This window comes from Levilactobacillus fujinensis, from assembly GCF_003946335.1.
GTDB lineage: Bacteria > Bacillota > Bacilli > Lactobacillales > Lactobacillaceae > Levilactobacillus > Levilactobacillus fujinensis.
Map to the genome: position 1 here is coordinate 97,495 of NZ_RHNX01000001.1, position 12,819 is coordinate 110,313.

Consider the following 12,819-nt stretch of genomic DNA (forward strand, 5'->3'; position numbering starts at 1 on the left):
ATCCCTCCTTAATAGGTTGCTAATTTTACTGCCGATTTGATCGATTCAGGAAACACTAAAATCCCCAACTAACCTCAGTTCAATAATTCTTTGACTTAATCAAGCTTTGTAACCGGTACCAAAACTAACTTCATGGTTTAGTGAACCAACTAACCTAAGTATTACTCACGTTTTGTGAAAATACAACTGTTTTTCGATAATTATTTCAATTAACCATTTATTTAACCGGACGACTTAGTTAATGATTAAAAGAAACCACCCCGCAAGTAACGCAGAGTGGCTCCTGATTAACGTCAATTTAGGAACGATCTAACCCTAGACCAAGGATTGAATATCCGTAATCAACGTGGTGACGCGACTCTTGATTTCATCACGCGACTGACGAAAGGTCGTCATAATTTGTTCAGGCGTCCCAGTCGCCTGTGCGGGATCGGTCAGTGGCCAATGAATCCGGGTGACGGCCGGTGGTGTGACCGGACATTTATCACGGGCATCGCCACATAGCGTGATCACAATATCACTTGCATTGAGGTAATCACCATCGATCAGCTTTGATTCTTGTTGTGAAATGTCGATACCGACCTCGTCCATAACTTGAACAGCCAGCGGATTCAAACCGTGCCGTTCAACACCAGCACTAGCAATTGTCCAATCCTTCGGTGCCAAATCGCGGGCAAACCCTTCTGCCATCTGACTGCGACATGAGTTACCGGTACATAGAAAATAAAGTTGCGTCATTTGTCTAACCTCCAAAGTAAAGTGACCGTGAAACGCTAAATTTCAGGGTAAATATTGGGTGCTGCTGACTTTCACCTATTATAACGATATTCATTACAGAATGCCGCTGTTAATGCCCAATTCGTCGAAAAGAATTGGACTAATGCTAAATTCATAACTGATAATCAAATATTAACCACACAATAGCGGATTTACCACAACAGCTAAATAAGTCTCGCGATTTTCCTTCAGTAAGGATATCATGGGACTACTAGCTTAACAACCATTTTTAATGGCCGTCACTGGAACTATCCGGGGAGTGAATTATATGGAAAACTATCGATCAACCTGTATCAAATGCGGTAAACCGATTCCATTGGGCGCCAACTTTTGTCAATATTGCAGCGCCGCTCAGAGCTTTGAATCCCGCTCAACCGTGACGATGCCTTTAGAACCGCTCGATCACCCTTACAACGAAACCATCCAGCCGAATCTCATCTCATCAACCGGCCTCTTTTTTAAAAACCTGACGAACACTTCTAAGCGTCTTGGCCGCGCAGACTACTGGTGGAGTGTGGGGGGTGTCAGCCTAATCGGTCTCTTTATCGGTATTTTTGGGCTCTTCACCCTGGGACATCTTCCCGACTGGACCCAACTATCAAGCTATTCTATCGCGACCTGGGCAGTTTTAGTCCCACCTGTTCTGTTAATCCTAACTTTGATTTTGGGGCTTATTACTGCTGAAATTCGTCGCCTTCATGATTCGGGTCGTAGCGGTAAAACCTGGCTACTCAATCTGCTCATCCCATTTGGCGGAATCTTGCTTGCGGTAATTTTGTGCGAGCCCTCCAAACAGCGACATAACCCCTATATTCCTTAAGAGCGATCATTATCCGCCACTGTCGTTTGTTCACTAGCCATCCGGAGTTTTCCGAGCACCAATCCCAGGGTAAAGCCCACAAGTGTTGGCACTAACCAGCCAAGACCAAGACTGGCAAAGGGAATCACCTGATGGTATAACGCCAGTGCCGCGTGAACCGGTGCCAATTGCGTGACGACTTGTGGTGCGCTATTTAACATGTCCAAAACCGCTGGAATCCCGGTAAAGGCAATCGTCATTTTATAGACAATGCCGGCGTATGGCCGTTTGGCAACAGTCAGAGCGGATAAAATCAGCGCTAAGGAAAGCGGATAAAGCAGCATCAGCACGGGTAAGGACCAAGCAATGATCGTGTCTAAACCAGCGTTAGCGACTAGAAAAGAAATAAACGTCGTCGTCCGTAGCCAAGCTAGGTAGCTGATTTTGGGAAAGAGTTTGTGGAAGTCTTGGGCAAACGAGGTGACTAATCCCAATGCCGTGGTAAAGACCCCCAGCGTAACCAAGACACCCAAGAAGAGCGTGCCGAAATTACTAAAGTAGTGACCGACAATGGCTGACAGGGCGACCGCGCCGTTATCTGACAGCTTCATCTGACTGCGGCTAAAGGCACCAAGCAACACCAGTCCAAAGTAGATCAGGATTTCCAAGACAATGCTCAGCGTCCCGGCCCTTGCCGTTAATCTTGTCAATTCGCGGTCATGGTAGCCCAGTCCCCGTACAGCGTGAACAAAGGTCACACTCAATGCGAGTAATGCAACAGCATCGACGGTGTTGTACCCCTCAAGGAAACCACTGATGGTCGCATTGGTTTGGTAGGCCGTGGTTGCCACATGATTCAGACTCCCCATGGGATTGAAAAATGCCACCACGAAGATAACTACCAACATGGCCAGGAAGAACGCGTTAAGGTACTTACCCACGATCTTGATCAAGTTGTTTTGGTGCGTCGCCAGCAGGTACGCTGCACCGAAGAACAATCCAGTAAAGAGCAACATACCTACGGTCGAAAAACGCTGTGGTAAGAATGGCTGCACGGCCATTTCGTAAGCCGTAGCGGCGGTCCGCGGCGTCCCAAAGAACGGGCCAATCGTCAAATGAACTAAGATCAAGAAGAGTGCCGCATAACGTCGGCCCACCGGCTTGGCCAGGTCAAATAGCCCATCGCTCTTGGTGATAACAACGGCGAGAATCGCGAGTAAGGGAAACAGTGAACCAGAGATAGCAAAGCCTAAGGCGGCCGTGAACCAGTGACTCCCAGCCAATTGTCCTAAATGAACGGGGAAAATCAGGTTGCCAGAACCAAAAAACATGCCAAAAATTAATGAGCTCACCACGAGTAATTGTCCCAAATTTTGGTGCGATTTGCCGGCTACAGTTTTATCCATTTTGATTCCTCCACAACTTTTTATTTTTACCCAGAACGTCAAAAAGAGCCCCTTCCCATACGGGAAAAGGGCTCTACAAGTAGAACGGTACCACCTTTTTGTGACGTAACACGCCACACTCATCACGGACTAACATCCGCTAGCCAGATAATGGTGGCCACCACGATAACCTACATATCGGTACCGAACTCGGAAATGATTTTCACACACGCTAGACGGCCACTTTCCACTTACCGTGACTCACTACGCATCGCGACGTATGCTACTTTTTTCCTCAACGTTTTAAAAGTATTGTCATGATTATAGGCGTCGCTCTGTGAAAAATCAATGGATAATTTAATTGTTTTCTCATTATCGGTAAATGCCATATTTGATGTGGATCGATGACTTAGTTGACTTGTTATTAGAATTATAGCCGCTTTTTTAATAAATAGCGGGTCTGAAGCCACCACTAATTTAAAAATAGTCGTTTTTTCGATTAATAGGCCATCAAGATTGTCTACTAATCAAAAAATCGGCTATTTTTCAATAAACAGTTCAGCTTTACGGTACATAATCCAAAACTGTACTGATTTTGGATCAGTCTTTCGTCTCATGCTCTTTTCGCCACTTCTTCACATAATCTAAGCGCTTCTTAAACAAGTCCTCGCGCCCCTGATTGGTAGGCTGATAATACTCATGACCTACGAGTGAATCCGGCAACGTCTGCATGGTCGTCAACTTATCCTTGGTATCGTGCGCGTATTGATAGTCCTTACCATAATCCAGGTCTTTCATCAGTTTAGTCGGTGCGTTACGAATCTGCAGTGGCACCGGCTCGTCACGCGTTTTCTGGACGTCCTTCTTCGCCGCTAAACGGGCCTTATAAATGGCATTGGACTTCGGTGCCAAAGCTAAATAGGTTACGGCTTCCGTTAAATGAACGTCACACTCCGGCATCCCCAAAAACTGGCAGGCCTGAAAGACATTCACGGCAACGTTGAGGGCGTTGGTATCGGCTAAGCCAATATCTTCGCTAGCAAACCGCACGAGCCGCCGCGCAATGTACAACGGGTCTTCACCACCCTCTAACATTCGTGACAACCAATAGATGGCAGCGTCCGGGTCACTGTTCCGCATTGATTTATGGAGCGCAGAAATGATGTTGTAATGCTCCTCACCGGATTTATCATAGAGCACAAATTTCTTCGTAATCAACTGCTTCAGGTCGTTCATATCGACCGTCACTTGATCACCCTGCTTGTCGCCATTGAGCACAGCCATCTCCAGCGTGTTCAAGGCGGTGCGGGCATCCCCATTGGCAAATTCTGCGATGGCTCGTAGCTCGTCATCACCAATTTTAACGTTGCCTTTAAACCCCTCCGAACTGGCTAGCGCATTGGTCAGAAGTTGTTCAATGTCGGTCGTCTCCAACGATTTTAACACGAATACTTTACACCGCGAGAGTAGCGCCGAATTGATTTCAAACGAAGGGTTCTCAGTAGTCGCCCCAATCAAAACGATACTTCCCCGTTCGACGTACGGCAGGAAAGCATCCTGTTGTGCCTTATTGAAGCGGTGGATTTCATCGACGAACACGATGGTCTTCTCACCGACCGCTAAGTCGTTACCCGCCTGTTTCATAATCTTCTTAATTTGACTGATACTACTGTCGACCGCACTGAACCGCAGAAACTTGGCCTGCGTTTGCCGAGCAATGATTTCGGCCAATGTCGTCTTCCCCACACCGGGTGGCCCCCAGAAAATCATCGACGAGACTTGGTCATTTTCAATCAACTCACGGAGAATCTTGCCGGGACCCAACAGGTGTGTCTGTCCGACGAATTCCGCTAACGTCCGTGGCCGCACCCGACTGGCTAGCGGCGTATTCTGTTGGTTCGCAAATAACGATTCCTGCTCCACGAGGATCACCGTCCTTTTACCTTTAATGATAAGCTTGCCAGACAGAAAAGGCCAATGCTGGTAATCTGCATTGACCACTTTTCTAGCGACTTGCGTGTTGTAACGCGGACCGTAATTCATTGTCAACTGCGTAAATATAGAGTCCATTCACGCCTCGTGTCAACAAAACATTCAACTCATTTGGTAAGAGTTCATCGTCAACGTGTTGTTTCGTTCCGTCCGGCATGGTCCGATTACGTGTCGCATTGGTGTTCTCACTGGCCGTTGGGTCAAAAATAATTTTACCCTCACGATATTTGACCGAGGGACCGATAATAACCCCGCTGTAATTCAGATCAAATCCTTGAATCGTGTACGTTGACCCAACTTCGCCTAAAGTTTGATGTTGCTCAGCCCAAGCTAAATGCTTCGCCTGTCCCCGTTGATCAGTGGCTAGAGGCAATTGAAGATTCCATGGCAATGAAAAATCACCTACTGTGACCTTATCTAGGTGGTCATCTTTAAGCTTAAAGGGCCAATCAAACGTTGCCAAAACTCGGGATAAACCATGCGATTCATCCTGTGCTCGCGCAACAATGGCCTGATACATCGTCTGGGGATCATCAAAAATCCGTAGATCATACTGATCGTCCAGAGGAATCTTATCCACTACTCGCCGGTCAATCAAGCTATGTAGCCAGGTAGTCGTCGCTTCACTAGCATTCATGCGCAACTGTTGTTTGAACTTAATTAGATTACCCCGTTGCGCCGCTTTATTCTCCAGTTTCTGAATCTCACTGGCCGTTAAATAACCTTCCGTTTTCAACATCTGCTTAGCATCAAATACCGCTACAGTCAGCTTCGCCCGTGCCATGATGTCCTGTAACTGATTTTGTCCGCGGTAGGATTGTTTCCCTTGTGTCCACAGCAAGTGGGCTTCATCAACCAGCACGACATCGACCGGTTCCCTTGGGTCGTGGTGATTGATAAAGGTTGTGGGCTTACTGACATTAGCGACCTTCATTCCCAGCTTTTCCGCAATGTTCTGATACACCTTGACCTGTTCATCGTGGTTGACCAGTAAGTAGATATTCGCTGTCTTAAAATCGGTATAGTTTAAGTCTTCTCCCAGCTGCCAAAGTTGATAGAACAGGGTGCTTAACAAGACCGTTTTCCCGGAACCGGCTTCCCCTTCAACTAAGATTAGTTGTTGCTTTTCTTGTGCTCGGAAAACGGCTTTGATACGCCGAAGAATTAGGTCGCGCGCATTGTCCTGCTCGCGCGTCAGCTCATGAAAGGGTGAGGCCTTGAACAGCGCGGAGTCGCGGACAACTGATTCGATTGGGAATAAATTGGGGTCAAACTGGTGTAGTTTACGCCAAATAGCAGAGAAAATCGCATCCTTTTCATCGACGGTGTAGTACTTATTCTGCTGATTTTCACGCCGGTTATTTAGCTTCTTAACACTTTCCACTCCGGACATATAGAGCATCATGCTGTTTTCAATATCCAGCGTTAATGACTTATTGAAGTGAGGATGACCAATTACTAGAAGCTGAGAATCCGCGCTATTCGCCAGATACTGCCAGTCTTGGCGGTCATGCACATCATCATCCAAGTGCTGGCGGGTTCGTTGTTCAATATCATTGGTTTCACCAACATACACCTGATACGCACGTGGTTTTTCTTGGTCGTAAACAATATAAACCGTTGGATACTCTAAAAGAAGTTCAACATGCTCGCCCTTAACCCTTTCCTTTATATCAGCCAGTCCTTGGTGACTAAAACCGACCTCTTCAATGACTGGCTTAGGTGATTTTGCCATCTCAAAGGCCCCCTAGTCCTGATCAAACTGCCAATGACGATGCACATTGATTTCGTGTTTCTGCTGAACCAATTCATTTGGTGTTACACCGAGCTGGTCACACATGTAATAAAGGTACGTCAAAGCATCAGCCATTTCCAATTTAAGATTGGTCGTTTGCTTAGCTGAGAGGTTCTTCCGGTTATCTTGCCACAGAAAAATTTCATTAACTTCTGCAACTTCAACTGACAATGCTCGGGCTAACGCTGGCAGCGTATGGTATTTTCCCCATCCCCGTTGGTCCCGAAAATCTCGTAGTTCCTGCATCACTTGCGAATAATCTAAATCAGCCATCGTCTCACTCCTCCATTTCGTCCTAATTGCTTTAAATTATACCATTTAGTCCAATTGATTGGCCGACAAAGTTCGTCCTCAAGGACTTTCAGATGCTGGACACATTACCGTTTGTTTAATCAATTAAATAACTATTAGACCAAGCGGATTATCCTGTCATCGCACCCGATTAGTCCTATGATTATGACGATAATTCACGTAGTATGAAGATAGTATTTCCGTTTGAAAAACTAGGAGGTTATTGCTGATGAAATATCTTTATCCAGCTCTCTTCACTCGTGAGTTAACCGGTCAAATCAATGTCACTTTTCCTGATTTACCACGCGTCTACGTCTCTGGTCAAGATATCGCTGACGCCCTTAGTTTGGCCCAGAATTCACTAACCGATTACCTATCATCTGTAAATGACATTCAGGACACGTTGCCACTGCCAACTGACCCGTTTTTAATTCCTCACAATGACAATCAGTTAGTTGTTCTAATTACCGCTAATTCTAAGGCCTCCCATCATCTTGTAGCCAATCAGCAGGTCCAGATAACCGTGACCATTCCCAAGTACCTGGACGATCAGGCTATTACTGAACATATTGACCTCTCATCTGTTTTAACAGCAGCATTAAAAACTAAACTCAACGTTCACTAAAATCAGCAACTTGTCACTTTTGGAGGAATCCACCTTGTCAAAAAAGAAGCGCTCATTGCTAATCCGTCTCATTTTATGCCTCAGTTGCATCCTATTCTTACAAGTACCATTAACGGTAAATGCTGCTGTTCAGTCCTCACAACTAAATCACCACCAGGGCCTCCTCATTGACCTCGGTCGACATCCCTTATCCGAGAGCGACCTCCAACAAGTTATCCAGGCAGCGGCTGACCAAAAGTTCAATGACGTTGTCTTGCACCTTAGCGACAATGAGCATCTGAGCTTTCAGTCAACCTATCTGGGTAATTCAGCCTCAACCACGGTTCTCTCCAAACGAAGCTTGCGCCGCCTAGTCACCTTTGCCAACACTAAAAATATTCAGTTGGTACCGGACGTTGACGTTCCTTCACACGCCGGAGCCATCCTACGACAGTTAAAACGTAAGCATCCCCAAACCTACCGTACCGTGAAACTCGACAAACAAACCCTTGACTACACCAAAAAGCAATCCGTGGCTGTAGTTAACAAAATTTACCATGAACTAGACACTATTTTCCAACATCAACCTTCACATGATTTTATTTTGGGTGCTGATGAGGTCCCTGGCAGTGCCGCTGCACATAAGGCACTTACTCGCTTCATCAATCAAATCAACCGTGCTCAAAACAAACGTGGCTTTACTACAGCCATTTGGAATGATTCCCTGTACAAACACGAATTGCCCAAACTTGATAGTAACGTTGTCATCAATTACTGGTCGCAATCCGGCAATCATTCGGAAACTAAAGAATTAGCAACCCGACGTGTACAGCGAGTTTCCATCTCCAATTTAGTCGCCGCCAACCGTAAAATTGTTAACGCAAACAGCTATGCCACTTACTATCAACTAAAGTATCTGGATAACACCAATGATAACCAATACTTTATTGACTATCTGCGCAATCAATATCAGTCTAATCTATTCAATGAAATCGATGCACTGGGTCAAAATCAAAATCGAACTTTAGAATCTAGCGTGACGACAGATGGTACCTTAATTAGCCTGTGGGGCCACGACTCGGCAAACATCTCGATTCAGCAGATCACAGCCTTTATTCGTCAAATTGAAATTTATAACTAATTTTTGGCTACTTCACCACATTCAAAACCAATTCCCACTCTTTAGCAGGCCCAAAAAGTGCCCCCGCAATGACGTCTTCGTATTCATCCGAATTCATTTATTCACTACCATAAGGCATAACTGCCTGCAGACTTTACTCAGCAACTCGCCAGTCCCAACCCATTATTTACGCTTTACTACTGAATATCTATTTAACTAATCTCGAAAGTAACTTCATCCGCAATTGCCCCGCTAATTCCGCATATCGTTCCCACCCATTCCTCCCTTTGCGTTATAATACTTACAAGTCGCACATCTATTCGGGGAGGCAACAAAATTGCTAAAATTTCACATTAAAAGCATCCTGGGTCTACTGGCAATCACCACCCTTGGGGTAACCGCACTGCCAATGACTGCCAACGCATCAGGTTCTTATTTGAGTATGGGCCAATATCACTATGTTCGTACCAAAAAGGACATGTACGTTGGTATCTATCAAAAACACGGCAACACTTACAAACCGCTCTTAAAGAAAAAGGGCTCACTGCTACGCGTTGCCGGCATCACCCAGAAGTCGAGCAACGGTCCCATTATGGCTTCCTTTACGTCAGGGGCCGTTCACTACAATCGTCTCAAACAGCTAAAGTTCACTGATAACTCAACGATTCCCTTAACCAAGGCCAATTTCAAAAAGGTGACTTTACAGGCGCCGATTCGGGGAAGTGTCTTACGCGCTGGCTCTGGCTTTAAGATGGACAGTCACGGTAACTTTGGTAATGGATCAGCCTTCTACTTAACCTTAGATAATTACCTGCAATACTATAGCAAATCGGCCATGGTCAAGTACGATGCGGGCGGCACCATGGTCATCGATGGCGGTCATCAAATAGATAATTTTAAGCCGACCGCCTCAGCCAAGATGACAAAAACCACGGTTAAGGGGAACACCACCACGGTACAATACAGCACCCCCATTAAAGGCATTCCTGGTAAAAAGCTTAGCGCCCATAAATACCAGATTAAGATTACCGACCTCAAGACCAAGGGCAACAAATCGTTTGGGGAAAGCTATGGTAGTAGTTGGGATAACTACACCATTAATAGCAAGCCTTACTTCTCGGGCATGATCTATGATTATTAAATAAATGCAGCCGTTTAAACCATGTAAAACAAAAGACGCCCGTAAAAGGCGTCTTTTATTTTACATAACTTTACTTATCCGGAATCGCCATCTCAAGTAGCGCACTACTATAAGATTTCCCGTGTCGATCAATATTTAAGGAATGGGTCACCCCACCACCCAGTGCATTTTCAATCACAAAGTTCAGTGCGGGTACCTTAAAGAATTCGTAACGGGTAACCTTGATTGGTCCCAATGGCGCAAACCACTTCGCCACCGCTTCATCGGTTACATACTTTTTAATTAAGGCAAAGTCCGCTTCCTTATAAGGAATGAGTGAGATAGTTGACGTATTCCCCTTGTCACCAGTCCGCGAGTGCGCAATATCATATAATTTCATGATCACTTAACCTCCTCATAGTCAACGTGCGTCCGAATATCATTCTCTGGAACCGTGATAGAAGCAATCGCAACGATCTTTTGCGTAATCGTCCGTACGCCACCACCGGCCGAGGGACCATTGGTATACAGTGATTTCACTTCACGAACAACTTCTTTAGCGGCCGCCAAACTACTCGTTCTAGCCGCAATCCGGGCACGAATTTCACTGACATGTTCTGGTACCGGTAATACGCCATGATAGAGGCTATCGGCGCCAATATAATCCTCTTTAAATGCATCCACCGGAACCTTTAAGAGCTGCAGTCGCTTACGGACGATCTCAGTAGCCAGTTTAGCCTTGTTAAAGGCATTGTGACCACCATAGTTAATCCCACCTTCAGTGATATAGCCATCTTCATAGCCAACACTGACCTTTAAATCGCCCGTCTTAGCTCTCCCAGTGGCGCCCATCACGTGAATACCATCACCATCCTTTGCCGGTTCAACCTGCACGTTTGAAAAGTCAGCAATAACGTCTGGCGTGTAGTACTTAGTTGGATCTTGGATCTCGTAAATCAATTGTTCCTTAACTGTATCCGTACTCAGTAGTCCCCCGGTATCAGGGAGTTTATGTAACGTGATGTCGCCCTCGTCCGTAACGTCAGCAAATGGGAAACCTAAGTTCCAAAGGTTTTCGACATCCTTATAGCCTGGATCGGCAAAATAACCTCCAGACACCTGACCGGCACATTCCAGCAAGTGTCCCAGTAGTGTTCCCTTACCTAACTTATCGTAATCCGCAAAGTCCCAGCCAAATTCATGAATCAGTGGCGCCATAAAGAGTGATGGGTCAGCTACCCGTCCCGTAACCACAATATCTGCGCCTTGGTTCAAGGCTTCAACAATCGCTCTAGCACCTAAATAAGCATTAGCGGAAATGACCTTCCGATTGAGCGATGAGAGTGGTTGATGATCCTCCATCATCTTATTTGCACCGTAATTACTCGTCTGATCAGTAATATCATCGCCTGATACGGTCGCAATCTTCAAATGATGGATACCATACGCTGCAGCCATTTCTACGATTTTTTTGGTCGCCGCCACAGGATTAGCCGCACCCATGTTAGTAATCACTTTAGTTGGATGTGCCTTAATCGCCGGCAAGATTTTCTTAAACCGATATTCTAACAAATCATTATACCCAGCATTGGGATCAGCTAGCTTTTGATTTTGAGCAATGGCAATCGTTCTTTCTGCCAGACACTCAAAACAAATATAATCGAGGTTCCCGCGATTAATTAGGTCAATAGCAGGTTCAATTCTGTCATCAGCATAACCAGCACCTGAACCGATACGAATCTTTTTCATTGTTGTGACCTCCTATTCAGTTTCTGGCGTAAGTATAGGACCTGAATTAAACCAATATCAAGGTCACTCAGACTACGGAAAATGAAAATTCGTTTGAAAATTGGCGAGGCCGTTTGTGAATGTTATCCCAATGGGCTACGAGGAAATTTTACTTATTACTATAATTCATATATCATTTGAAATATAGATATATGGAGGTGGTTTGATGAACATCACGCAGCTCACCTATTTCGTTGAAGTGGTGGCATCTGATTTCAATATTAGCGTGGCAGCAGAAAAAATACACGTCTCTCAATCGACCATGAGTAAATCCATTCTCACCTTTGAAGATGAGGAAAACGTCCGGCTCTTCGTCCGCCACGGAAAAAAGCTAGTCAGTTTAACTGCAGCTGGTCGCAAATTTTACCGCGATGCAAAACGGGTGATCCGCGACTATGACAACATGTTGACCAACGTTCATCACCAGACGGCGTGGGCCGGAAAGGTAAGGGTTGGTATCGCCCCAGCCGTACTTGTTGCTTACTTTTCAAATATTTTACCGCAATTTCGGTTGACCCATCCCGACATCAACATCACAGTATCAGATGTCGGCGGCGAAAAACTACAACAAGACTTACTCCTTGAAAAAATCGACTTAGCCTATCCTGTTGCCCCCATCAAGTATGATTCTCTAGATCAAAAAAGTTTGATTCTTGATTGTGGCGCTGCTGTTTTCAATCCTAAACTGGTTAACGTTCCTGATTCCCTAACCATTTCAGAACTACTCAAATTCAAATTAGTTCTTCTCAACCAATCCTTCACCATCCGTGATCAGCTCGATTCCTTACTGAGCTATGAAAAAGAAACCCCGGACATCTTAATGACATCCTCTTCCGAGAGTTTTCTGCTAAACGCCTGTCGAACTTCTCCACTAGTCACCGTGCTTCCTCGAAGCATCTTACGTGGCTATCAAACGAATGATTTGAAGATCATTCCCCTCGAACAGTTAAGCTGGGAGCTGCTATCAACCATACTAAAGAAAAATGAAGATCCTCTAATCGCTAAAGTGCGGGACTACTTTGACTCAGCAATTTCTAAAATGGGCTAATATATTTTTTAACGATAACACTTATGAACAAATATCATATACACTTACTCTATAAATAGCGCTGTACCTGGTTCGCCACTAGAAATGTAATTTTACGATA

Annotated in this window: 12 protein-coding genes; 5 read left to right on the plus strand and 7 right to left on the minus strand. The window is 45.3% G+C overall.

Annotated features, from left to right (window positions below; translation table 11 throughout):
• Window positions 1–315: 315 nt before the first annotated feature.
• Complete coding sequence (arsC, locus tag EKM89_RS00415; RefSeq protein ID WP_125685183.1) at window positions 316–738, minus strand: arsenate reductase (thioredoxin); 423 nt, start codon at window positions 736–738, stop codon at window positions 316–318.
• A gap of 307 nt (window positions 739–1,045) precedes the next feature.
• On the opposite strand from arsC, the gene EKM89_RS00420 reads away from it, so the two are divergent.
• The gene (locus EKM89_RS00420) at window positions 1,046–1,597 is read left to right on the plus strand and encodes a DUF805 domain-containing protein (RefSeq protein WP_164510458.1); all 552 of its coding nucleotides are present in this window, start codon (window positions 1,046–1,048) and stop codon (window positions 1,595–1,597) included.
• Here the strand turns inward: EKM89_RS00420 and brnQ are convergent.
• The 4 genes from brnQ to EKM89_RS00440 form a co-directional block, all read right to left on the minus strand.
• The gene (gene brnQ / locus EKM89_RS00425; protein ID WP_125685185.1) at window positions 1,594–2,982 is read right to left on the minus strand and encodes a branched-chain amino acid transport system II carrier protein; all 1,389 of its coding nucleotides are present in this window, start codon (window positions 2,980–2,982) and stop codon (window positions 1,594–1,596) included. The two genes, EKM89_RS00420 and brnQ, sit on opposite strands and share 4 nt — an antisense overlap.
• Window positions 2,983–3,561: 579 nt before the next feature.
• Window positions 3,562–4,884, minus strand: coding sequence for a replication-associated recombination protein A (locus EKM89_RS00430; RefSeq protein WP_125685258.1), 1,323 nt, complete (start codon window positions 4,882–4,884; stop codon window positions 3,562–3,564).
• A gap of 82 nt (window positions 4,885–4,966) precedes the next feature.
• A complete protein-coding gene (locus EKM89_RS00435; protein WP_125685186.1) occupies window positions 4,967–6,688 on the minus strand; it encodes a DUF2075 domain-containing protein in 1,722 nt (573 codons plus the stop codon).
• 12 nt (window positions 6,689–6,700) lie between these two features.
• Window positions 6,701–7,021 (minus strand): nucleotide pyrophosphohydrolase, encoded by a 321-nt coding sequence (locus tag EKM89_RS00440; protein WP_125685187.1) that lies wholly within the window; start codon window positions 7,019–7,021, stop codon window positions 6,701–6,703.
• A 247-nt stretch (window positions 7,022–7,268) separates the two neighbouring features.
• Between EKM89_RS00440 and EKM89_RS00445 the strand changes: the two genes are divergently transcribed.
• From EKM89_RS00445 to EKM89_RS00455, 3 genes are all read left to right on the plus strand, one after another.
• Entirely contained in the window at window positions 7,269–7,664 is a 396-nt protein-coding gene (locus EKM89_RS00445) for a type II toxin-antitoxin system HicB family antitoxin (protein ID WP_125685188.1), read from the plus strand.
• 34 nt (window positions 7,665–7,698) lie between these two features.
• Window positions 7,699–8,784 (plus strand): family 20 glycosylhydrolase, encoded by a 1,086-nt coding sequence (locus EKM89_RS00450; protein ID WP_225421774.1) that lies wholly within the window; start codon window positions 7,699–7,701, stop codon window positions 8,782–8,784.
• Window positions 8,785–9,100: 316 nt separating this feature from the next.
• Window positions 9,101–9,904 carry a hypothetical protein gene (locus EKM89_RS00455; RefSeq protein WP_125685189.1) on the plus strand — a complete coding sequence of 268 codons (804 nt, stop codon included), beginning with the start codon at window positions 9,101–9,103 and terminating at the stop codon, window positions 9,902–9,904.
• Window positions 9,905–9,974: 70 nt separating this feature from the next.
• On the opposite strand, the gene EKM89_RS00460 is transcribed toward EKM89_RS00455, so the two are convergent.
• Window positions 9,975–10,283, minus strand: a complete 309-nt coding sequence (locus tag EKM89_RS00460) for an AtuA-related protein (protein WP_125685190.1) — start codon at window positions 10,281–10,283, stop codon at window positions 9,975–9,977.
• A 2-nt stretch (window positions 10,284–10,285) separates the two neighbouring features.
• On the minus strand, window positions 10,286–11,632 hold the full coding sequence (locus EKM89_RS00465; protein ID WP_125685191.1) for an acyclic terpene utilization AtuA family protein: 1,347 nt from the start codon (window positions 11,630–11,632) through the stop codon (window positions 10,286–10,288).
• 205 nt (window positions 11,633–11,837) lie between these two features.
• On the opposite strand from EKM89_RS00465, the gene EKM89_RS00470 reads away from it, so the two are divergent.
• On the plus strand, window positions 11,838–12,719 hold the full coding sequence (locus EKM89_RS00470; RefSeq protein ID WP_125685192.1) for a LysR family transcriptional regulator: 882 nt from the start codon (window positions 11,838–11,840) through the stop codon (window positions 12,717–12,719).
• The last annotated feature ends 100 nt before the right edge of the window (window positions 12,720–12,819 follow it).

What these genes read in the sequence shown, in the direction of transcription:
- arsC (WP_125685183.1), bottom strand. Translation starts at nt 738, where the DNA reads ATGACGCAACTTTATTTTCTATGTACCGGTAACTCATGTCGCAGTCAG.
- EKM89_RS00435 (WP_125685186.1), bottom strand. Translation starts at nt 6,688, where the DNA reads ATGGCAAAATCACCTAAGCCAGTCATTGAAGAGGTCGGTTTTAGTCAC.
- EKM89_RS00460 (WP_125685190.1), bottom strand. Translation starts at nt 10,283, where the DNA reads ATGAAATTATATGATATTGCGCACTCGCGGACTGGTGACAAGGGGAAT.
- EKM89_RS00440 (WP_125685187.1), bottom strand. Translation starts at nt 7,021, where the DNA reads ATGGCTGATTTAGATTATTCGCAAGTGATGCAGGAACTACGAGATTTT.
- EKM89_RS00470 (WP_125685192.1), top strand. Translation starts at nt 11,838, where the DNA reads ATGAACATCACGCAGCTCACCTATTTCGTTGAAGTGGTGGCATCTGAT.
- EKM89_RS00465 (WP_125685191.1), bottom strand. Translation starts at nt 11,632, where the DNA reads ATGAAAAAGATTCGTATCGGTTCAGGTGCTGGTTATGCTGATGACAGA.
- EKM89_RS00420 (WP_164510458.1), top strand. Translation starts at nt 1,046, where the DNA reads ATGGAAAACTATCGATCAACCTGTATCAAATGCGGTAAACCGATTCCA.
- brnQ (WP_125685185.1), bottom strand. Translation starts at nt 2,982, where the DNA reads ATGGATAAAACTGTAGCCGGCAAATCGCACCAAAATTTGGGACAATTA.
- EKM89_RS00445 (WP_125685188.1), top strand. Translation starts at nt 7,269, where the DNA reads ATGAAATATCTTTATCCAGCTCTCTTCACTCGTGAGTTAACCGGTCAA.